This is a genomic window from Pelagibius sp. 7325, from assembly GCF_037652055.1.
GTDB lineage: Bacteria > Pseudomonadota > Alphaproteobacteria > Kiloniellales > Kiloniellaceae > Pelagibius.
In genome coordinates this window covers 1,259,453-1,279,843 of record NZ_JBBKAH010000002.1, presented here as the reverse complement: position 1 = coordinate 1,279,843, position 20,391 = coordinate 1,259,453, and the positions used below count along the sequence as shown (strand labels likewise).

Sequence of the window (20,391 nt, the reverse complement as noted above, 5' to 3'; positions counted from 1 at the left end):
TCCGCCGCTCAAACGGCGGCATTCTGCAGCTTGGCCGTGGGCACCGACACCTCGGCCACCTCGGCCGCGCGGTCGAGATCCTCGATCGTCCAGGCGAGATCGAGCAACGCGCGCGAAGGCGCATCGCCGATCACCAGCGTCGCCTGGTTCATGAACTTGGTTTCCAGCTGCTCGTTGGTCAGCGGCAGGTCGCGGCTGCCGATGGCGCGCTCGACATGCTTGGTCAGCGTCGAGCCGTCGTTGAAGGTAACTTCGATGGTCACCGAGGCTTCGTGGCAGTTGGGATCCGCCGTTGCCTTCACTTTGTCGCGCAGGGCGACGATTTCCGGCTGATTCACCACCTCGTCGGTGAAGGCCGTCGGCGCGCCGTCGCCGTGCAGCAGTGCGCAGGCCGCCGAGTGGTAGACGCTGAACTTGCCCTCCAGCCCCGTCTTCGGCGCGGTCTTGCCGGTCAGTTCCAGCACCAGGGGATGCGTGGTCAGCTGCACCTTGGCGATCTCCTTCACCCGCGCGCCGCCGATTTCGTCACGGATCTGCTGGCAGCCGTCGATGGTCGGATGAATGACGATGCCGCAGGCAAAGGGCTTGTAGCTGTTCAGCGCCGCCTCCCAGCGGGTGCCGAGCTCACCCAGGATCTCGCTGTAGTCCTGCTTGTCGGACATCACGTTGGCGAAGCCGCGCTTGGCCTCGATGGCCTGCTCGGATGAGTCGTAACCGGCCTCGGCCAGGAAGGCTGACATCGCGCCGTTCTGCGCGGCGCGGCCCGGGTGGAACGACTTTGTCATGGTGCCGAACATCTCGCGCAGGCCGGCCGACTGGGTGGCGGCGAGACCGAGTGCCCAGCGCATCTTCTGTGCGTCGAGCCCGATGGCATAGCCCACCGCCGCCGCCGCCCCGAAGACGCCGGCGGTGCCGGTGATGTGCCAGCCGCGGTCGTAGTGGTCCGGGTAGACCGCGTTGCCGATGCGGCATTCCACCTCGACGCCGACGATGAGGGCGGTCAGCAGGTCGCGGCCGCTGAGGGGTCGGATCTCGGCCAGCCCCATCAGTGCGGAGGCCACTGGTCCGGCCGGGTGGATGATGGTCTTCAGATGGGTGTCGTCGTAGTCCAGCACGTGGGAGGTGATGCCGTTCAAGAGAGCCGCGTGCAGCGCGTCGAGCTTCTCGCGGCGCCCCAGCACCGTCGCCTTGCGCGGGCCGGAGAAGGGCTCCACGGCCCTCAACGCCGCATCGACGGTCTCGTGATGCGCGCCGCCGACGGCGCAGCCGATCCAGTTCACGAAGGTTCGCACGCCCTCCTCGCGCACCTCGGCGGGAATGTCCGTCCCCTTGAGGCCGACGATCCAGTCGGCCAGTTCTGCAGTCACTTTCATCGCGGTCATTGTCGTTTCCTTTCTTGGAGCAGGCCTGCCTTACAGCAGACCGCGCGCTATGCCGCCGTCGACGTTCACCGCCTGACCGGTCACGTAGCTGGCGCGCGGACTGGCGAGCCACACCACCATGACCGCGACCTCCTCGGGCCGGCCGAAGCGTTGCAGGGGAATATCGCGGGAAAATTCTTCGAGTACGCTTTCTTCGCTGCTGCCGCGCTCGGACGCCATCTTGGCCGCGCGGTTGGTCCACAGCGGCGTCAGGGTGCGCCCCGGCGCCACGCAATTGACCCGGATGCCCTTGTCCGCCAGTTCGCCGGCCAGCGTCTTGGTGAGGCCGAGCAGTCCTGCTTTGTGAACGTTGGAAACCACCTGGTGGGCGTAGGGCATCTTGGAGGCCGCCGCGCCGAGGGTCACCACCGAGGGGCCTTCGCCCTGTTCCAGGGCGCCCAACAGGCCGCGAATGGCGCGCACCGTAGAAAGCACGTTGAACGTATAATTGCCGATCCAGTCGTCGTCGCTCAGATCTGCGAAAGCCGATCGGATACTGCCGCCGACGGCGGTTACCAGCACGTCGAGCCGACCCTGCCAGCGCCGTCGCACCGCAGCCGCCAGGTCGTCGCCCGAACTGGCCTCCGTCACGTCGACGACGAGCGTTTCCGGCCGCCTGCCGGCCGCCCGCTCGATCCCCGCGGCTGCGGCTTCAAGATTCTCCGCCGAGCGCGAGGCGATGATCACCTCGGCGCCTTCCTGCATAAAGATCTCGGCAGCGGCGCGGCCGATGCCGTAACTGCCGCCGACGATCAGGACTCGGCGGCCGTCAAATCCGAGATCCATAGAGCGCTCCCGTCACGTAGCTATAGAACTTGAAAACCAGCAGCACCGTCGAACAGACGATGGCGATGCGCATGATGTGAAAGGCGGTGATGGTCTCCGCATCGAGGTGCATGACCTTGGCGGTGATCACCATCTCGGTCACCGCCGCCGGTGCCAGCGACAGGAAGGCGGTGGTGATCGGCATGTCGGTCGCCGCTGCCAGGACGTAGCAGCCGGCGGCAGCCGCCGCGATCATGAATAGGGATACGGCGAAGCCGGCGGCCGCGACGCGCGGGACCGACAGCAGCACCTCGCGCTTGAACTGGCAGCCCAGCCAGGTGCCGATGGCGACCTGTGCCAGGGTGATGAGGATCGGCGGCACGGTGATTTTCATGAGGCCCGAAGCGCCGAGCGCGAGGCCAAGAAAGATCGGGCCGACCAGCCAGGGGTTGGGCAAGGGCGTCGGCTTCAAGAGCCGCGCGACGATGTAGGCAAGGACCAGCGCCCCGGCCAGCAGCAGAATGTCCTGGCCGGCCGTCGCCATGGTGTCGGGTGCCGAGCCGGGCGCGCCGAATGTGATCACCAGCACCGGCACGATGGCCACCACGCTGGAGACCCGAAGCGCATGGACGATGGCCACGGCACTGGAGTCGCCACCGTGCGCCTTGGCGACGATCGCCATGTCGGCGACGCCGCCCGCCGCCGTCGCGAAGAATGCCGTCACGCGGTCAACGCCGGCCAGCGGGCGAAAGATCAGCGCCGCGATGAAGGTGAAGAAGATGACATAGACGGTCGCCGCCAGCATCGCCGGCAGCAGGCCGAGAGTGGCCGCCAGCGTCGCCGGGGTGAAGCGCAGACCGACGGCCAGACCGACGGCGAGCTGGCCGAACTCCCGTCCCATCGGCAGGAAAGCCAGCTTCGCGCCGAAGGCCGCACAAGCGCCGCAGACGAAGAAGGGGCCGAGCATCCAAGGCAGCGGAATCGAGATCCGGGAGGCAACCAGGCCGCCGACAAGGGCGAGCGCATAGGTGATCAGGCAGCGTAGCCACCAGGACGGATCTTTCCACCTTGGGCCGGCCGGTTTGACTTCCTGCACCTTGCTTTCGCCCGCCGCCATCTCCGGGCCTCTCTCCGCGCCGCCTCAGTGCTTGCTGAGGGCGGCGAGCAGCCGGTCCAGCGAGGGGAGACTGTCCAGGTCCCGCACCATGGCGACCACGTCTTCCGCCTTGGTCTTGTCCCACGAGGCAAACTCGGCGCACTCGTGGAACTTTTTCGACACTTCCTCAAAGCTCATCGGATTGGCGGGACTGCCCTTGCCGAAGTCGGCGACGCCGGAGATCGTGCGGCCGTCCTTCAGGGTGATATCGATGTAGGTGGTCATCTTGTGATAGCCGGCGGCCTCGGCACGCTCGTCGATCACGAAGTCGACCTTCTCGATCATCGCCTTCACGTCGGGACGGTTGATGACCTCGTCGACGAACTCGTTAAGGCCCGCGCGGCCCTCAATCAGCAGGATCGCCATGCAGAATTCCATGGAGAACTTGCCCTGCAGCTCGTTGGTCGGGCGGTGATGAATGAGGGCGTTGGGCATATTGGAGTTGGTGCCGACGCGCACGTGCTCGACGTCTGCCGCTTTGACGCCGTGCTCCTTGATGAGGCGGAGCATCTCGGTCATGCCCGGATGGGTGAGCGATCCCGAGGGATGCGGCTTGATGGAGACGCCGGGGCTGTCGAAGGTCCACGGCGCACCCAGCTTGCCGGCAATGGCATTGACGTCGTAGCCGCCACCGGCCGCGCTGAAGAATCCACGCGGCGCCTCCAGGATCTTGTCGGTCGCGGTCCAGCCATACTCCGCGAATTGCGCCGCGACCACGCCGCTCTCCGACGAGCGGCCGGCGTGGAACGGCTTGGTCATGGTGCCGAAGTTCTCGCGCAGGCCCGCCGACTGGCTGCCGGCGACGGAGAGCGCGCGCTCCAGCTGTTCGACGCTGAGGCCCATGAGGCGCCCGGCCGCCGAGGCCGCGGCGTAGGTGCCGCAGGTGGCGGTGGCGTGGAAACCGGTCTGGTAGTGGCGCGGGTTGATCGCCTCGGCAATCTTGCATTCCACCTCGACGCCGATGTGGTAGGCCAGCATGACCTCAGCACCGGAGGCCGCTTTGGCCTCGCCCATCGCCAGCGCCGCCGGCAGCGCCGGGGCGGTCGGATGGGTCAGCAGGCCGTAGACGCGGTCCTTGGCGACCGCCAGCTGGGTGTCGTCGTAGTCGTCGGCGTGAACGCCGACGCCGTTGGCAAAGGCAGCAAAGCGCGGCGCGACCTTCAGGTTCGAACCAATCACCGTGGCCGGGCCCTTGCCGAGATTGAGGTCGGCGAGGTGACGGCGCACCAGTTCGCCGGACTTGGCAACCGAACCGGACAAGGCGAGGCCGAGACCGTCCAGGATCGACTTCTTGCCGTTGTCGATGACGACCTGCGGCAGGTCCGCCAAGCGGGTTTCTTCGACGAACTCGGCGACGTAGTGGGTCAGCCCTCCGCCAACCGCCTCCGCCTTGACTGCCGTCTGGGACCCGCTGCGCACTGCCGTCATGTCTGTTTCCTCACCCACTGTGTTGTCGTTGATGGCACCGGCTGCGGGCCGCAAGGACGCCGCTGGGCAGCCGCCGCAGCAGCGGACGGCCCCTTGCCGGCCATCCCCTGCGCTGCGCACAGAGGTAAGAAACAATCCTGTCGATTGTCAACATTTATCGCTTCCGCGCTTCCGACCCCGGCAGCGACGTTGCGGGTTTCGCCCCAAATGGTTCGGAAAACTGAGCAAATCCATCACTGCATTGCGGCTTGGCGCCGCTGCTCCTGACGGCGGTGGGCCCCGAGGACGACAGGGCGAACGGCTGGATCACTCAGGCATTTGCCGGCGGAAAGTCAATTAGGCTGCATTATTGTTGACAGTTGACGGCTGTCTTTCTAGCGTCAGGGCAAGCGCCGCCAAGGATCTGCCGTCAGGCAGCCTGCCGCGGCGGCAAGCGGCCTTTAGATCCGCACTCGAGAAATCGCGCACGGGCAGCCGGCAGGTCGCCCGTGCCGTGTTGCCTAGGCACCTGGGAGGAAATAGGAATGGCTCAGAAGTTCACACGCCGCACTGCCCTGAAACTCGGCGCCGGCGGCCTCGCCGCCGCCGCGATCTCCGCGCCCGCAGTCCTGCGCGCGCAGTCCGCATATCCCGACCGGCCGATCAGCGTCGTCGTCCCCTTCGACACCGGCGGCTACAACGACCGCCTCGCCCGCGCCTTCGCGCCCTTTCTGCAGGAGGCCCTTGGCCAGCCGCTGGTCATCGTGAACCGCGGCGGCGCCGGCGCGCTGCTCGGCCATTCCTACTTCATGCAGCAGCCCGACGACGGCTACAGCATCCTCTGCACCTCGGCGGCACCGTATCTGCCGCTGAACATTCTGACCCAGGATGCGCCGTTCAAGCTGGAAGACTTCCACATGATCAACCTGCCGTCGCGCGACTATACGCTGATGGCGGCGGCGGCCGATGGCGACGTCAAGTCGGTGCAGGACGTGATCACAAAGCTTAAAGCGGACCCGGGCAGCCTGTCGATCGGCATCCAGCCGTCCTCGGCGGACCTGGTCAACATGATGCTCTTCGCCGATGCCAACGGCATCTCGCGCGACGGCCTGCGCCTCGTGACCTACGACGGCGGCGGTCCGGCCCGCAACGCCACGGCGGGCGGCGTTGTCGACATCGGCCTGGTCGGCGGCCAGGGCTTCCTGCCGCTTGCGGAAAAGATCACTCCGCTCTGCGTCTTCGACGATGCTCCGCGCGACAGCTGGGACTGCCCGCCGGTCACCGAGGTGAACGGCGCCGACGCACAGTTCGTCGCCGGTTCACAGCGCGGCTGGGCCGTCCACACCACCTTCGTCGAGAAGCATCCGGACCGCTACCAGACCTTGCTGAGCGCCATCGAAAGCACCAGCAAGGACCCCAAGGTCATCGAATCGCTGACCAATCAGCAGCTGGCGACCGACTGGTCCGGGCCCGACGCCTCCAACAAGGCGCTGCGCAACACCGCCAAGGTGATGGCCGATCACATCGATCTGCTCAAGGGCACCTGACCCCGCCCTGAGGTAGACTGGCAGGCGCCGCGCTCCGGGTGGCAAACTCGGGGGCGGCGCCTGCCGACTCTCGGGCCGGTTTTTCCCGGCCCGGCCGGCACCCACTGCGACTTTCCAAGTGCGAGGCTGCGATGAAGGACCACGACACGCCCCCCCAATCGGGTCAGCGACGGATAGATTGGGGACATCTGGCACTGTTGCTGCTGATCTGCGGCGTGGTCGTCACCTATCTGCTGGACGCTCGCGCCACCTCCTTGAAGATCAACAACCTGCTGCTGGTCGAGCCCGCCGCGATCATCGCCCTCATCCTTGCCGCCTTCGTGCTGCCGCAGTGCTTCCGGCGCAAGAGCGAGGACGGCGACGCTGCGGCGGATTCGCCTCCCGAGAACTGGCACAACCTCGCGAAGGTCGCCGCTCTCGCTGCGGCCTTCGGCGCCTTCGCGCTGTCGCTGGAGGTCGCCGGCTTTGACGTGGCGACTTTCCTCTTCGTGGCGCTGGGCCTTTATATCTGCGGCGAACGCAAGCTGTGGGTCATTGCGCTGTTCAGCGCCGTCTTCACCCTGGTCATCGTCTACGGCTACCAGATGCTGGTGCCCTATCCCTTCCCCCTCCGGATTCTCTGAAGGCCGCGATGCTCGATCTCACCGCCATCGGCGACGCGCTGTCGATTCTGTCGTCTTCCTATATCGCCTGGATCTACCTGATCCCGGGTCTGCTCATCGGCCTCTTTTTCGGCGCCATGCCGGGCATCTCCATCACCATGGCGATGGCGATCTTCCTGCCGCTGACCCTCTACATGGATTTCCTGCCGGCGATCATCTTCCTCACGTCGATCTATACCGGTGCCGGCTTCGGCGGTTCGGTACCGGCAGTGCTGATGAACATTCCCGGCACCTCCTCAGCCGTGGCGACGACCTTCGACGGCTATCCGATGGCACGGCAGGGGCGGCACAACCAGGCACTCGGCGTGGCGCTGGCCTCCTCCGTCGTCGGCACCCTCTCCAGCTACATCCTGCTGCTGTTCCTCATCGCCCCAGTCGCCGCCGTGGTGCTGAAGATGGGACCGCTGGAGATGTTCGCCATCGCCACCTGGGGTATGCTGCTGCTCGGGGCCCTGGCCGGAACCTCGCTGTGGCGCGGCCTGCTGGCCGGCGTCTTCGGTGTGCTGCTGGGCACCGTGGGCATGAACACCGCCGGCTTCGTCCGCGGCACCATGGGCGTGCCCTGGCTGCTGGACGGTATTCCGACAATCCCCGCGATGATGGGCCTGCTCGCCGCCAGCCAGCTGCTGAACCTCATCAACACGCATTACCTCATCGAAGACGAGGCAGACCGCAAGATCAGCTTCACGCGCATCATCGAGGGCGTGAAACTGGCCTTTCAGTACCCGACCATCATCTTTCGCGGCGCTACTATCGGCGTCATCATCGGCGCCATCCCGGGCGTCGGCTCGTCGATCTCCAACCTGATCTCCTACGCGGAGACCAAGCGCAACGCGCCCGACAGCGACAGCTTCGGCCAGGGCAATCCGAAAGGCGTGATCGCCGCCGAAGCGGCCAACTCCAGCTCCGAGGGCGGCGCCATGGCGACCATGCTGGCACTGGGCATTCCCGGCGGCGGCGCCACGGCGATCCTGCTGGCCGCCTTTGCCATGCACAACATCGTCGGCGGCCCGAGCTTCATCGGCAACAACAAGGACATCGTTTACGCGATCATCTTTTCGAACTTCGCGCAGGCGATCCTGCTGCTGTTCGTCGGCCTGGCCTTCGTCTACGCCGCCAGCGCCGTGGTGCGAGTGCCGTTGCGCTTCCTCATTCCGAGCGTCCTGGTGGTTTCCACCTTCGGTTCCTACGCCATCGAGGGCTCGCTCTCCGGCCCGATCACCCTGGTGATCTTCTCCGTCATCGGCTGGGCTATGGTGCGCTACCACTACCCCGTCGCCGCCGTGGTGGTCGGCCTGCTGCTCGGCAGCCTGCTGGAACAGAACCTGATCCGCACATGGCAGATCAGCCGCGGCGATCTCTCCTACGCGCTGGAGCGGCCGGGCGCCTTGCTGATCTTCGCGCTGATGCTGCTGTCGATCGGCATCACCAGCTTCTCCGTGTGGCGGCGCCGCCGCCGCGCAGCTGCCGAGGCGCTGACCTCAGAGGAGATCGGGTCGTAGGAACGATTGCGGCTAGAGACCTCGGTCGCTCAGAACGAAGGCGGCGCGTTCGGCGGCGTCGAGTTGCGCGATGAGCCCCTGCTCCCAGGCCAGGTAGCGGCGCGAAGATTCGAGATTGCCGTCGTGGCGATCATGCACGAAGAAGAGGAAATCGATGGCTTCCGCCGGGCTAGGCGTATCCGGCGTGGCTTCGAGCGCCGCGCCCGCCTCGACCAGTGCCGGCTGACCGCCGCGCACCTCGCGCACCGGCGGGAAACCCGGCGCCCGCAATTCGCCGGCCGCCAGCGCCGTCACCGCGGGATCGTCGCCAATGAGGCAGACGGTGGCGGCCGGGCCGAGAAAGAGGCGATCGAGGCGTGGCCGGATGGACCACTGGGCTCCAGCGACGTGCCCTGCACGATAGGCGCTGGAGCCGCGGAGATCGACAAACTGGGCCTCGCCTTCGCGGAAGGCCCGCAGGGCTTCAACAGCCGGAATCTCCTCCACAGCCGGCAGAGCCGGCGGCGCTGGCGGCGCCGCCAGAGCGCGCAGCCCGTCGTCGATACGCGCCACCGCCACCTCGTAGCCGAGCTGGCGCAGCCAGAAGGCGGCGATGGCGCCGCGCAGGCCGAGGTCGTCCAGCAGCACCAGGCGCGCATGGCGCACGCCGACCCACTGGTCGGTCGCCTGCACCAGCTGTCCCGAGAGGGCAGGCAGGAATGCCGGCGCCGGATCGGCGGCAGTCTCCTGCGGCGTGCGCAGATCGAAAAGATAGGTGGTGCGCGCGGGATCGGCGTGCCAGGCGGCGACCTCCGCGACCCCGACGGTGGCGATGCTGTGACGCGCGATCAGCGCATCGGCCCGCGCCCGCGTCGCCTCGGCGGCGGCGCCATCGAGCGCCGGATAGGACGCCGCGGCGTTGCCCCGCTCCAGCGTGAAGCCGGCGAGCTGCCAGCCCTGGGTGCCGTTCTCCAGTGCATAGACCGGCTGGTCAATGCCGGCGAGGCGCAGGCCGAGGACGCCGACGATGCCGCGCGTGCGCCCGGCGCAGGTGACGACGACAGGAGTGTCCGCGCCGTCCACCGCCGCCGGGAAACGGTGCGCCAGCTCGCCGTTAGGCAGACAGACGGCGCCGGGCACGCGCATCTTGGCGTATTCCGCCGGCGGGCGCGCGTCGAAGAAACGGAACGCGCGGCCTTCGCCCTGCCAGCGCTTCAGGGTCGGTGCGTCAATGGTTTCTGGATGCCAGGCGTGCTCGGCCAGCTCGCCGAGGGTCTTCGACGGCACGTTCACGCCCTGAAACAGCGTATAGCCGGCGGCACGCCACGCGGGCGTGCCACCCGCCACGATCATGACGTCACTGTAGCCAAGCGCTTCCAGGGCCATCGCCGCGCGCGCGGCAACGCCGTCGCCGCCATCGATGAGCAACATCCGCACGCTGCGCCGCGGCGCCAGCGCCGTGATGCGTGCCTCCAGGCTGCTGTAGGCGCAGGGGATGGCGAACAACGGATGCCCCTCGCCGAACTCACCCGCCTCGCGCAGATCGAGAAAGGCGATCTCGGCGCCGTCATGGATAAGGGTCTTGGCCTCTTCAGCGGATACGTCCCGGCTCACCCCAAGGGCTCCTCTGGTTCCTCGCCGGCGAAGAATGCCTGGAATGCGTCGAGGATCAAGTCCGGGCGCTGCTCCGCCGGATAGTGGCCGGTCGGCACCGCGAAGCCGCGCAGGTCGTCGGCCCATTCGGCCCAGGCTTCCATCGGCTTGAAATGACGCCCGCAGTGGCTGTTGGAGCCCCAGATGACCAGCAGGGGACAGGACAGCTTGCGCTTGCCGTAGTCGGCCTTGTCCATCTCGAAGTCGACACCGACGGTGGCGCGGTAGTCCTCGCAGACCGCGTGGATCTGCGCCGGCGTGGTGCAGCGCTTGTATTCGGCCATGGCACGCGGATCAAAGATGGATAGGCCGACGCCCTTCTTGTTCAGCTTGTAGTCGATGTAATAGTCAAGGTCGGCGGTCAGCAGCTTCTCCGGGAAAGGCGCCTTCTGCGCCATGAAGAACCAGTGATAGCTCTCCAGCCCCCAGCCGAGGGAGACGTGGGTCAGCACGTGGTGGGTCGGCACGATGTCGAGGGCCGCCACTCGCTCGATGGCCTCCGGCTTGTCGAGCGCCATGCGGAAGGCGACGCGGGCGCCGCGGTCGTGGCCGGCCACCGGGAAGCGCTCGAAGCCGAGCTGGCGCATTACCTCGAAGTTGTCCTCGCCCATGGTGCGGAAGGAATAGGCGGCGTGGTCCCCGCCGCCGGCCGGCTTCGCGCTGTCGCCGTAGCCGCGCAGGTCCGGGGCCACCACCGTGTAGCGCTCGGCCAGCGCCGGGGCGACCTGGTGCCAGCTTACGTGGGTCAGCGGATTGCCGTGCAGCAGCAGCAGCGGAGGTCCCTCGCCGCCGACCGCCGCGTTGATCTCCGCCCCGGCGGTGGTGAAGCGGCGGTGTTCGAATCCGGGGAGAAGGTCGTGGGGTGCCGCGGCGTCTGCGGGCATGGCAGCGATGCTCCGTTTTCGAGTTGTCGATTGTTGACAATCATACAGAAGTCCATGATTGTTCGGCAAGCAACGGATTGGGAGACGCCGATGAAAATCAAGGACATCCGAGCCAGCCTGCATGGCTTTTCCATCACCATTCCGCTGCTGGAAGGCCGCGTCGAGGGTTACGGCCGCGAGGAACAGACGCACTTCGTGTTCTGCGAAGTGGAGACCGACGAGGGCCATGTCGGCTACGGCCTGACCGGGCACTTCCTGGCCAAATCGGTGATCGTCGCCCTGCAGGAGCACGTGCTGCCAGTGGTCAGGGACATGGACCCGCGCGACCTGGAGGCAATCCACCAGAAGGTCTGGCGCCGGCTCAACCCGCGCGCCATGACCGGCACCATTTCCATGGCGCTCTCCTGCCTCGACATCGCCCTTTGGGACATCATGGGCAAGGCCGAGGGCCGGACGATCGCCGCCCTGCTGGGCAACGCGCGCCAGAAGGTGCCGGCCTACTGCACCTTCGGCTTCCCGCAATACGACCGCGACTTGCTGGGCGAGGCCGCGCAGCTGCACGTCAAGAACGGCTTCACGGCCCTAAAGTCGGTGGTGGCCGTCGACAAGGGCGGCTGGCGCGAGGACGTCCGCCGCGTGAAGGCGATTCGCGACGCGGTGGGCAACGACATCGATCTGATGATCGACGCCAATTACCTCTTCAATCCGGTCGAGGCCAAGTATCTCTGCCGCGAGATCGAAGACTGCAATCTCACCTGGTTCGAAGAGCCGCTGCAGCAGAACGATGCCCGCGCCCTGGCCGACCTGCGCCGCTCGACGAAAATTCCCCTGGCCGCCGGCCAGATGGAGGGCCACCGCTGGCGCCTGCGCGAGTTCGTCGAGCACCAGGCGGTCGACATCCTGCAGCCCAACGTCACCTATTGCGGCGGCTATACCGAGGCGCGCAAGGTCGCGCACCTGGCGCAGATCTACAATATGCCGATCGCCAACGGCGGCGGCTGGCCCCTCTTCAACATGCACCTGCTGGCCGGCATGATGAACGGCTGGATCGTCGAGTGGCACCTGGGCATGGTCGCGGTCGGCGAGACCCTGTTCACCGACGCGCCGAAGCCGGAAAACGGCTGGCTCACCATCCCCGACAGGCCGGGCTTGGGCCTGACGTTGGACCGCGACGCCTGGCGCGAGACGCGGGTGGATGGTTAGATTGACCTTCCGTCGTTTCCCCTTCCCGAGCAGAACACAATAAGGCCAGACCCTATGCGTATCGTCGACATCCGTGACGCCGTCGTTCCGATCTCCTCACCCCTGCGCAACGCCTATATCGACTTCTCCAAGATGACTGCCAGCGTGGTGGCCGTGGTGACCGACGTCGAACGCGACGGCAAGCCGGTGATCGGCTACGGCTTCAACTCCAACGGCCGCTATGCCGCCAGCGGCCTGCTGCGCGAGCGCTTCCTGCCGCGCCTGAAGGAGGCGGCGCCCGACAGCCTGCTGAACGACTCCGGCGACAACCTGGATCCGCGAAGAATCTGGGCGACCATGATGAGCAACGAGAAGCCGGGCGGCCACGGCGAGCGCTCGGTCGCCGTCGGCGTGGTCGACATGGCGGTGTGGGACGCCGTCGCCAAGATCGCCGAGGTGCCGCTCTACCGCCACCTCGCCGATACCGAAGGCGACGGCACCGTGGACGACTCGGTCTTCGTCTACGCCGCAGGCGGCTACTACTACCCGGGCAAGGACCACTCGGCCCTGCAGGAGGAGATGCGGCGCTACCGTGGCATGGGCTACGAGGTGGTGAAGATGAAGATCGGCGGCGCGCCGCTGGACGAGGACATCGCCCGCATCGAGGCGGTGCTGGAGATCGTGGGGGAGGGCAAATACCTTGCGGTGGACGCCAATGGCCGCTTCGACCTGGAGACCGCCATCGCCTATGGCGAGGCGATGGAGCCCTACAAACTATTCTGGTACGAGGAAGCGGGAGACCCGCTGGACTACGCGCTGCAGGCCGAACTCGCCAAGCACTACAGCGGGCCGATGGCGACCGGGGAGAATCTCTTCTCCCACCAGGACGCGCGGAACCTGCTGCGCCACGGCGGCATGCGACCGGACCGCGACTGGCTGCAGTTCGACTGCGCGCTCAGCTACGGCCTCGTCGAGTATCTGCGCACTCTCGCCTTGCTGGGCGACTACGGCTTCTCGACGCGCAACGTGGTGCCGCATGGCGGACACCAGCTGTCCCTGAACATCGCCGCCGGCCTGAAGCTGGGCGGCAACGAATCCTATCCGGAAGTCTTTGCCCCGTTCGGCGGCTTCGCCGACGACACGCGCGTGGAGAACGGACGTATTCCGCTGCCCGACGCGCCGGGCATCGGCTTCGAGAAGAAGTCGGCCCTCATCAAATGCCTGCGCGAGGCGACGGCGACCTGACCGGTCAGTCGAACAGGCCGCAGGGCGGCGCAAGAGTGAGGCGTTCCGGCTGCAGCGTCACGGTGATGCCGCCGAGGTCTTCATTCTGTCCCTCGGTCAGGGCATCGGCGGCGGCGAGAAAGCGCGCCGCCTCATCAGGCGTCACCAGGTCCAGTGTCAACGCCTTGAACTTCGCCACGTAGTCGTCGCGCTGGAAGGGCCGCGCGCCGCGCGGATGGGCATCGGCCACGGCGATCTCCTCCTCCAGGGTGCTGCCGTCCTTGAAGGTCACCACTACGCGGGCACCATGGTGCTTGTCCAGCGGCAGCGGATCGGTGAACCGCTGCGTCCACTCCGGGTCCTCCACGGTGCGCACCTTGTGCCACAGCCGCACGGTATCCTCCCGCGCGGCACGCCCGGGCGCATAGCTTGCTTCGTGATCCCACGCGCCGTCCTGCAGGGCGACGGTGAAGATGTACATGATGGAGTGGTCGAGGGTCTCGCGGCTTGCCTTGGGGTCGTACTTCTCGGGATCGCCCGCGCCGCAGCCCATGACCACGTGGGTCAGGCGCTTGGTGTGCATGACGATCTCCTCCACTGCCTCCAGATCGGGGATCTTCCCGCGCAGGCGAAAGGCAAGATCGATGAGCGCCTGGCCGTGATAGCCGGCGGAATGCTCCTTGGGGTAAGTCTCCAGAATGGCGCGCTTGGGCTCGCCGGTCTCCGGCAGCGGGACGTGACAGACCATCTCCGGCCCGCCCAGCAGGATCGCGAGGATGCCGTAGTCGCCCTCGTAGATCGGCGCCGGGCTGGTCTCGCCGCGCAAGGCGCGGTCCACCGCCGTCATGGCGACCTGGCCGATGTAACCCGGCGCGTTCGCCTTGTAGGAGGAGATCGTTCCCTTGCGGATCTGCCGCGTCGAAACCGAGAGGTGCGCCGCCAGGTTGACGGCATTGTAGAGCGTGGCCGTGTCGAGGCCCAGCATGGCGCCGATGCCGCCGGCGACGGCAGGCCCGAGGTGCGCCATGTGGTCGATGCGATACTGATTGAGCGCGATGCCCTTCACCAGGTCGACCTGGATCTCGTAGGCGGTGACGATGCCGCGCAGCAGGTCGGGTCCCGACAGGTTCTTCTGCTGCGCCACGGCGATGAGCGGTCCGATGGTGTCGCCGGGATGGCTCGAGTCCTCGGCGAAAAACGAGTCGTTGAAGTCGAGCTCGCGGATCGCCGTCGCGTTGGCGTAGCCGGCCCAGGCGCAGTCGAAGCGCCGGTCCCGCGGCAGGCCCAGGACCGTCGCGCCGCCGGCGCGTGGATGTGCCAACGCCTGTCCGCGCGCAGCCACCACCGGTGCCCGATTGATGGCAGCCAGAGCCACGGCATGGTCGTCGATGATTCGGTTCACAGCCATGGCGGCAGCGGCGGGATCGAGCGGCGCCGGATTGGCGGCGGCCGCCGCGATCTTCCAGGCGAGTTGCTCTTCGCGGTCCAGGTGTTGGCCAGGCCGCAGAACGCGGACTTCGTGGACTTTCACGCCTTGGCCTCGCCGTCCCCCTTGCCGGACACCTTTTTCCGCGCGCTGCGAATGTCGCGCCAAGCCGAGCCCACCACGAAGAGCAACGCGGTCACCAGCAGGCCGACGGCCACCGGATCCTGCACGAAGACGACGTGGTCGCCACTGGTCAGCAGCAGCGAGCGTCGGTAATTGGCTTCGATCATGTAACCGAGCACGAGGCCCAGCACCAGCGGCAGAAAGGGAAACCCGAAGAGGCGCATGACGTAGCCGGCCGCACCGGCGAGCAGCACCAGGTAGAGGTCGAAGAGACTGTGATCGATCGAATAGATGCCGGAAAAGATAAGCGCGTAGATCGCCGCCATCAGGTAGGGCTTCGGCCGGTTCACCAGCCAGATCGCCGGTGTCAGCACCAGCATCCCGATGAAGAACAGCGAGGTGTTGGCGACGAGGAGGCCGCCGAACAGGCCATAGATGAAGTCGGGATGCTTCTCGAACAGCAGCGGGCCTGGCTGCAGGCCGTGGATCAGCAGGCCGCCGAGCAGGATGGCTGTCGAGTTGGAGCCGGGGATGCCGAAGCTCAGCATCGGCACCAGCGCGGTGCCGGCGACAGTGTTGTTCGCGCACTCCGGCGCGGCGATCGCCTCCGGTGACCCCTTACCGAACTCCTCCGGGTGCTTCGACCAGCGGCGCGCCTCGTTGTAGGACATGAAGGCGGCAATAGAGCCGCCCGCGCCCGGCATGCAGCCCTCGAACAGGCCGATGCCGCTGCCGATCAGCTGCGGCTTGCGCAGCCTCTTCAACATGGCGAAGCTCGGCAGCTTGATGCGTGTCTGCACCTCGCCCGCCTTGGTCCACTCCGGCTTGCCGGCCTGCACCAGCAGTTCGCTCACCGCGAAGACGCCGACCATCACCAGGATGAAGGGGATGCCGCCGAGCAGCTCCGGGCTGCCGTAGGTGAAGCGGCCGACGCCTGAGATCGGGTCGGTGCCCACCGTGGCGATCATCAGGCCGATCACGCCGGCCATGAGACCCTTGACCAAAGAACCGCTCGACAGCGACGCGATGACGCTGAGGCCGAGGATGCCGAGAGCGAAGTAGGCCGGCGGCGTGAACAGCAACGCGACCTGCGCCAGCGGCTTGGTCAGCATCACCAAGAAGAACAGTCCGAGGAGCCCGCCGATCACGCCCGACACCAGCGAAATGCCGAGCGCCTCGCCGCCGCGGCCCTGCTTCTGCATCTCATAGCCGTCGATCGCAGTTGCGGCGGCGGCATTGGTACCGGGCGTGCGAATCAGGATCGCCGGAATGGAGCCGCCGTACTCAGCGCCGACGTAGGTCGAGGCCAGCAGCACGATCGCCGTGATCGGCTCCATCGTGTAGGTGAAAGGCAGCAGCAAGGCCATGGTGATCGAGGGCGAGATGCCCGGCAGCGCACCGCCGAGAATGCCCCAAACCACGCCCCCCATCGCCGCGAAGACGGCCGGCGTGGTGGTCAATGCCTGCCAGGCGTAGGTGAGACCTTCCATGGGACTGGATTACCCTGTTTGCGCCGACGTCAGCCCTGCAGCGAGCGAAGCAGCTCGGGCCATAGGCCAGGGGGCAGCGGAATGTGGAGGAACTGGACGAAAAGCAGGTAGAAGAACAGCCCGCCGGCGCCGGCGATGGCGGCGGTCTTTAACCCGAAGCGCGCGCCAGCGTAGATCGCGGTGGCCAGCAGCAGGCCGACGATGGCGAGGGTATAGCCGAGGTAGGGCACCACCAGCAGGTAGCCAATGCCCAGCCCCAGCATGCCTGCCGCGCGCAGGTGCTCACGGAAGTTGGACGAGCCCGCCTCCTCATCCGGCTCAGCGGCAGCGGGCGGCCGCCGGGTGCCGGCGGCCATCCACTTTACCGCCAGGCTGCGCAGGATGAGCAGCAGGGCGAGACCGCCCAGCGCATATGCCAGCGATTTCGGCAGACCGGCCGCGGTGACCGGTCCGTCGAGCGGACTGATACGGATGCCGTCAGCCGCGATCCAATAGACGACGGCGAAGGCAAGGAAGACAAAGCCGATCCAGGCGTCCCGAGTCATTGCTATGTCCTTCCTCGCCTGCCGCCCTCACCTCAATCGGTAATACCGTACTGCTTGAAGAAGCCCTGCTGTTCCTCGGCGAACTCGTCGATGAACCGGGCGTACTCCTCGTGCGGCATGAACTGCGGCACCAGGCTCTGCGCGCGGTACCACTCCTGGAACTCGGGATCCTTCAGCACCGACTGGATGCCCTCCTCCCACTTTGCGTAGATCTCGTCCGGCAAGTCTTTGGGGCCGGCGATGCCGCGGAACTTGTTGACCACCAGGTCGATGCCCTGCTCCTGCGCGGTCGGCACGTCGGGGAACTGCTCCAGGCGCTCCTTCGTGTAGGTCGTGATGACGCGGACCTCGTTGGCTTCGAGTTGTGCCGAAAGTTCCTGGATCTCGCCGATGCCCAGATCGACGGTGCCGTTCAGCACGGAGATCAGCAGTTCGCCGCCGCCGTCATGGGTGATGACGGGCGCCTCGACGCCGGTGATCGTCTTGAACTTCTCCATTACCTGGCGGTCCAGCGAGCCCGGCGTGGTGACGCCGAACTTTACGGAGTTGGGATCCGCCTTCGCTTTCTCGACCACCTCGGCGAGCGAATTATAAGGGCTCGAGGCGCGCACGTAGACGATCTGCGGGTCGAGGAACACATTGGTGACCGCCGAAAGGTCCTTGTAGGTGTAGTCCGGCTGGCTCAGCAGCGAGGTATTGATGTAGGTGGGCGTAGTGCCATAGAAGAGCGAGCCGTCGGCCGGCCCGGTCGCCAGCTTGGCCATTGCCTTGGCGCCGCTGCCGCCCTGCACGTTCTCGACCACGAAGTTGGTGCCCATGTGCTTGCCGAGATACTTAGTCATCTCGCGCAGGAATACGTCGGTGCCGCCGCCCGCCTTGGAGTGGGTGATCAGGGTGACGGTATCGATCGGATAGCTCTGCGCGGCAACCTGGCCGGCACCGGCCAGCAGCGCGGCAACGGCGACCGAAGCAGCAATGTTCCGGAGTCCGGATTCCATCTTTTTCCTCCCATGGTGGTTCTTTTGCCTTCTTTCCTGCGGATGGGGAAGGAAGGCATCGACAGCCTTGTTACCCTCTTTGTCTCAAGTCCGGAATGGATTGTCAATTGCCGACAATTGACGAGAATGACGATAAGGCCCGCTGGAGGGCATGATTGTCTAAGGAAGGAACGTGCATGAAGGGCCAGTCGACTGCAGCGACGTCGATCACGGCGCAGGTCGCCGCCTACATGGCCACCGCGACGGAAGCAGCGCCGCCACCGGCGGTGATGGAGCGGGCACGCCTCCACCTGCTGGACAGTCTCGCCGCCATCGTCAGCGGCACGCGGCTGAAGGCGGGGCAACGCGCCAGCGCGTTCATCGCGACCCAGGGCGGAACTGCCGAAGCCTGCCTGCCCGGCACCGCCGTCGTCACCAGCGCGATCAATGCCGCCTTCGCCAACGCCATGGCGGCCCACGCCGATGAGACCGATGACTCGCATCTCGGCGGGCGCTTTCATCCGGGCTGCGCGGTGGTGCCGGCGGCGCTTGCCGTCGCCGAGCGCAACGGCAAGAGCGGCGCAGCGCTGCTGAAGGCTATCGCGTTGGGTTACGACATCGGCGCGCGCGCCACATTGGCCCTCGGGTTCTCCGGCCCGCGGAGCGGCACGCACAGCACGCACTGCCTGGGCGCCAACTTCGGTGCCGCCGCCGCGGCCGGCGCCCTCGCCGGGCTCGACGCTCGGCAGTGCGAGTATCTTCTGTCCTATGCCACCCAGCAGGCCAGCGGCATCGCCTACTGGCAGCGCGATTCGGAGCACGTGGAAAAGGCTTTCGACTTCGGCGGCATGGGCGCGCGCAACGGCACCTTCGCCGCGCTTTTCGTCGCCTCAGGGGCGAGCGGCGTGCCGGGCAGCCTAACCGGCGACTTCTCCTACATCTCCGCTTTTGCCGAGAACGCGCGTCCGGAAGCCCTGGCCGAGGCCCTCGGCGAACGCTTCGAGATTCTCGCCGCTTCCATCAAGAAGTGGTGCGTCGGCTCGCCGATCCAGGCCGCCCTCGATTCCGTGACTGCCTTGATTGCGGAACATCAATTGAAAGCCGACGACGTGGTGGCTCTGCGCGCCATTATGCCGGACGACCGCCTGACCATCGTCAACAACCGGGATATGCCGGACGTCTGCCTGCAGCACCTTCTGGCCCTCGCCCTGGTCGACGGCCGCCTCACCTTCGCATCGACCCACGACCATGGGCGCATGCAGGATCCCGCGGTTCTGGCCGTGCGCCAGCGCATCGAAGCGATCCCCAGCGCCGAGCTGACCGCTGCCCGCCCGGCCCGCCAGGCGATCATCGAAATCGACTGCGCCGACGGCCGCAGCCTCACGCATCGCACCCGCGCGGTGCTCGGCACGCCGGACAACCCGATGACGGCGGATCAGGTGGAAGAGAAGGCGCGCGACCTCATGGCGCCGGTGCTGGGCGCCCGGCAGACGGAAGACCTCATCGCTGCACTGCGCGGCATCGAGGGCCTGGACGACCTATGCAAGCTGAGGCCGCTGCTGCAGGCCTGAAGGCATCAAGGCATGTAGAGGCCGCCGCTGACGTGGACCGTCTGGCCGGTCATGAAGCGGGCCTGCGGCAGGCAGAGCGCCACCACCATGCCCGCAGCCTCTTCGATCTCTCCCTCGCGGCCGAGCGGAATCTCCGCCGGCATCTTGGGCGATTCGCCGGCTGTCTTGGAACGCTCGCCGCCGATCTTGCCGGGCGCGACGCAGTTCACCGTGACGTTGCGGTCGGCGAACTCCACCGCCAGCGCCTTGGTGAGGCCGACGATGCCGGCCTTGGCGGCGGCGACATGGGCGCGCTCTTTCGCGCCGATGTGAGCCGAAACACCGCCGATGTTCACGATGGTGCCGCCGCCCCCGGCGATCATCACCGGCAGCACCGCACGGCACATGAGGAAGGCGCCATCCAGGATCACCGCGTTGATCTCGCGCCACTCCGCCAGGGACATCTCCATGAAGGGCGCCTGGCGGCGGATCGCGGCGTTGTTCACCAGGATGTCGATGCGTCCGAAGGCCGCCTTGGCCTCCTCCGCCATGCGGGCGACCGCGGCCTCGTCGGTGACGTCGCCCATGACGACGGCAGCACGGCGGCCGAGCCCGCGCACCTCCTCCGCCACGGCTTCGACCTCGTCACGCGCGCTGCGCGCGTTCAGCAGCAGATCCGCGCCTTCGCGCGCCAGGCCCAGGGCGGTGGCCCGGCCGATGCGCCGCGACGCGCCGGTGATGAAGGCGACCTTGCCGGCCAGAAGGGCCTCTCGTGCTTGCGCCATGCCGTTGCTTTCCTTCCGTCTTGAAACGTGGCGGCGACAATGACCGGCAAAATCCATATCGTCAATTGTTGACAGTTTTGGGCGGAGGTGAAATTGTCTGCCCGCCTATGGGA

General features: G+C 66.8%; 17 protein-coding genes. 6 read left to right on the top strand and 11 right to left on the bottom strand.

The window, feature by feature from the left end:
* Positions 1-8 precede the first annotated feature (8 nt).
* From WDC82_RS07975 to WDC82_RS07960, 4 genes are read right to left on the bottom strand one after another with little or no spacing between them, the layout of a single operon-like run.
* Entirely contained in the window at positions 9-1,382 is a 1,374-nt protein-coding gene (locus tag WDC82_RS07975; RefSeq protein ID WP_340116722.1) for an MmgE/PrpD family protein, read from the bottom strand.
* A 30-nt stretch (positions 1,383-1,412) separates the two neighbouring features.
* The gene (locus tag WDC82_RS07970) at positions 1,413-2,207 is read right to left on the bottom strand and encodes an SDR family oxidoreductase (RefSeq protein WP_340116721.1); all 795 of its coding nucleotides are present in this window, start codon (positions 2,205-2,207) and stop codon (positions 1,413-1,415) included.
* Positions 2,191-3,303: an AbrB family transcriptional regulator gene (locus WDC82_RS07965; protein WP_340116720.1), complete on the bottom strand. Its 1,113-nt coding sequence runs from the start codon at positions 3,301-3,303 to the stop codon at positions 2,191-2,193. The genes WDC82_RS07970 and WDC82_RS07965 overlap by 17 nt, the downstream gene beginning before the upstream one ends.
* A 24-nt stretch (positions 3,304-3,327) precedes the next feature.
* The gene (locus tag WDC82_RS07960) at positions 3,328-4,770 is read right to left on the bottom strand and encodes an MmgE/PrpD family protein (RefSeq protein ID WP_340116719.1); all 1,443 of its coding nucleotides are present in this window, start codon (positions 4,768-4,770) and stop codon (positions 3,328-3,330) included.
* 524 nt (positions 4,771-5,294) lie between these two features.
* Between WDC82_RS07960 and WDC82_RS07955 the strand changes: the two genes are divergently transcribed.
* From WDC82_RS07955 to WDC82_RS07945, 3 genes are all read left to right on the top strand, one after another.
* Positions 5,295-6,296: a tripartite tricarboxylate transporter substrate binding protein gene (locus tag WDC82_RS07955; RefSeq protein ID WP_340116718.1), complete on the top strand. Its 1,002-nt coding sequence runs from the start codon at positions 5,295-5,297 to the stop codon at positions 6,294-6,296.
* Between the two features lie 131 nt (positions 6,297-6,427).
* On the top strand, positions 6,428-6,919 hold the full coding sequence (locus tag WDC82_RS07950) for a tripartite tricarboxylate transporter TctB family protein (protein ID WP_340116717.1): 492 nt from the start codon (positions 6,428-6,430) through the stop codon (positions 6,917-6,919).
* Positions 6,920-6,927: 8 nt separating this feature from the next.
* Positions 6,928-8,460: a tripartite tricarboxylate transporter permease gene (locus WDC82_RS07945; protein ID WP_340116716.1), complete on the top strand. Its 1,533-nt coding sequence runs from the start codon at positions 6,928-6,930 to the stop codon at positions 8,458-8,460.
* A 12-nt stretch (positions 8,461-8,472) separates the two neighbouring features.
* On the opposite strand, the gene WDC82_RS07940 is transcribed toward WDC82_RS07945, so the two are convergent.
* The gene (locus WDC82_RS07940; protein WP_340116715.1) at positions 8,473-10,053 is read right to left on the bottom strand and encodes a rhodanese-like domain-containing protein; all 1,581 of its coding nucleotides are present in this window, start codon (positions 10,051-10,053) and stop codon (positions 8,473-8,475) included.
* Positions 10,050-10,976: an alpha/beta hydrolase gene (locus WDC82_RS07935; RefSeq protein WP_340116714.1), complete on the bottom strand. Its 927-nt coding sequence runs from the start codon at positions 10,974-10,976 to the stop codon at positions 10,050-10,052. The genes WDC82_RS07940 and WDC82_RS07935 overlap by 4 nt, the downstream gene beginning before the upstream one ends.
* 90 nt (positions 10,977-11,066) lie before the next feature.
* Between WDC82_RS07935 and WDC82_RS07930 the strand changes: the two genes are divergently transcribed.
* Complete coding sequence (locus tag WDC82_RS07930; protein WP_340116713.1) at positions 11,067-12,179, top strand: mandelate racemase/muconate lactonizing enzyme family protein; 1,113 nt, start codon at positions 11,067-11,069, stop codon at positions 12,177-12,179.
* Between the two features lie 54 nt (positions 12,180-12,233).
* Complete coding sequence (locus WDC82_RS07925) at positions 12,234-13,403, top strand: mandelate racemase/muconate lactonizing enzyme family protein (protein ID WP_340116712.1); 1,170 nt, start codon at positions 12,234-12,236, stop codon at positions 13,401-13,403.
* A gap of 4 nt (positions 13,404-13,407) precedes the next feature.
* Here the strand turns inward: WDC82_RS07925 and WDC82_RS07920 are convergent, their stop codons facing one another.
* From WDC82_RS07920 to WDC82_RS07905, 4 genes are read right to left on the bottom strand one after another with little or no spacing between them, the layout of a single operon-like run.
* Positions 13,408-14,913: an MmgE/PrpD family protein gene (locus WDC82_RS07920; protein ID WP_340116711.1), complete on the bottom strand. Its 1,506-nt coding sequence runs from the start codon at positions 14,911-14,913 to the stop codon at positions 13,408-13,410.
* Positions 14,910-16,421: a tripartite tricarboxylate transporter permease gene (locus WDC82_RS07915; RefSeq protein WP_340116710.1), complete on the bottom strand. Its 1,512-nt coding sequence runs from the start codon at positions 16,419-16,421 to the stop codon at positions 14,910-14,912. Before WDC82_RS07915 ends, WDC82_RS07920 begins: the two co-directional genes overlap by 4 nt.
* A gap of 29 nt (positions 16,422-16,450) precedes the next feature.
* Positions 16,451-16,966 carry a tripartite tricarboxylate transporter TctB family protein gene (locus WDC82_RS07910; protein WP_340116709.1) on the bottom strand — a complete coding sequence of 172 codons (516 nt, stop codon included), beginning with the start codon at positions 16,964-16,966 and terminating at the stop codon, positions 16,451-16,453.
* A gap of 32 nt (positions 16,967-16,998) precedes the next feature.
* Positions 16,999-17,964, bottom strand: coding sequence for a tripartite tricarboxylate transporter substrate binding protein (locus tag WDC82_RS07905; protein ID WP_340116708.1), 966 nt, complete (start codon positions 17,962-17,964; stop codon positions 16,999-17,001).
* A 176-nt stretch (positions 17,965-18,140) separates the two neighbouring features.
* On the opposite strand from WDC82_RS07905, the gene WDC82_RS07900 reads away from it, so the two are divergent.
* On the top strand, positions 18,141-19,514 hold the full coding sequence (locus WDC82_RS07900; RefSeq protein ID WP_340116707.1) for an MmgE/PrpD family protein: 1,374 nt from the start codon (positions 18,141-18,143) through the stop codon (positions 19,512-19,514).
* A gap of 5 nt (positions 19,515-19,519) precedes the next feature.
* Here WDC82_RS07900 and WDC82_RS07895 read toward each other — a convergent pair whose 3' ends face one another.
* Positions 19,520-20,278, bottom strand: a complete 759-nt coding sequence (locus tag WDC82_RS07895) for an SDR family oxidoreductase (RefSeq protein ID WP_340116706.1) — start codon at positions 20,276-20,278, stop codon at positions 19,520-19,522.
* Positions 20,279-20,391 lie beyond the last annotated feature (113 nt).

What these genes read in the sequence shown, in the direction of transcription:
- WDC82_RS07975 (WP_340116722.1), bottom strand. Translation starts at nt 1,382, where the DNA reads ATGACCGCGATGAAAGTGACTGCAGAACTGGCCGACTGGATCGTCGGC.
- WDC82_RS07970 (WP_340116721.1), bottom strand. Translation starts at nt 2,207, where the DNA reads ATGGATCTCGGATTTGACGGCCGCCGAGTCCTGATCGTCGGCGGCAGT.
- WDC82_RS07965 (WP_340116720.1), bottom strand. Translation starts at nt 3,303, where the DNA reads ATGGCGGCGGGCGAAAGCAAGGTGCAGGAAGTCAAACCGGCCGGCCCA.
- WDC82_RS07960 (WP_340116719.1), bottom strand. Translation starts at nt 4,770, where the DNA reads ATGACGGCAGTGCGCAGCGGGTCCCAGACGGCAGTCAAGGCGGAGGCG.
- WDC82_RS07955 (WP_340116718.1), top strand. Translation starts at nt 5,295, where the DNA reads ATGGCTCAGAAGTTCACACGCCGCACTGCCCTGAAACTCGGCGCCGGC.
- WDC82_RS07950 (WP_340116717.1), top strand. Translation starts at nt 6,428, where the DNA reads ATGAAGGACCACGACACGCCCCCCCAATCGGGTCAGCGACGGATAGAT.
- WDC82_RS07945 (WP_340116716.1), top strand. Translation starts at nt 6,928, where the DNA reads ATGCTCGATCTCACCGCCATCGGCGACGCGCTGTCGATTCTGTCGTCT.
- WDC82_RS07935 (WP_340116714.1), bottom strand. Translation starts at nt 10,976, where the DNA reads ATGCCCGCAGACGCCGCGGCACCCCACGACCTTCTCCCCGGATTCGAA.
- WDC82_RS07930 (WP_340116713.1), top strand. Translation starts at nt 11,067, where the DNA reads ATGAAAATCAAGGACATCCGAGCCAGCCTGCATGGCTTTTCCATCACC.
- WDC82_RS07925 (WP_340116712.1), top strand. Translation starts at nt 12,234, where the DNA reads ATGCGTATCGTCGACATCCGTGACGCCGTCGTTCCGATCTCCTCACCC.
- WDC82_RS07915 (WP_340116710.1), bottom strand. Translation starts at nt 16,421, where the DNA reads ATGGAAGGTCTCACCTACGCCTGGCAGGCATTGACCACCACGCCGGCC.
- WDC82_RS07910 (WP_340116709.1), bottom strand. Translation starts at nt 16,966, where the DNA reads ATGACTCGGGACGCCTGGATCGGCTTTGTCTTCCTTGCCTTCGCCGTC.
- WDC82_RS07905 (WP_340116708.1), bottom strand. Translation starts at nt 17,964, where the DNA reads ATGGAATCCGGACTCCGGAACATTGCTGCTTCGGTCGCCGTTGCCGCG.
- WDC82_RS07900 (WP_340116707.1), top strand. Translation starts at nt 18,141, where the DNA reads ATGAAGGGCCAGTCGACTGCAGCGACGTCGATCACGGCGCAGGTCGCC.
- WDC82_RS07895 (WP_340116706.1), bottom strand. Translation starts at nt 20,278, where the DNA reads ATGGCGCAAGCACGAGAGGCCCTTCTGGCCGGCAAGGTCGCCTTCATC.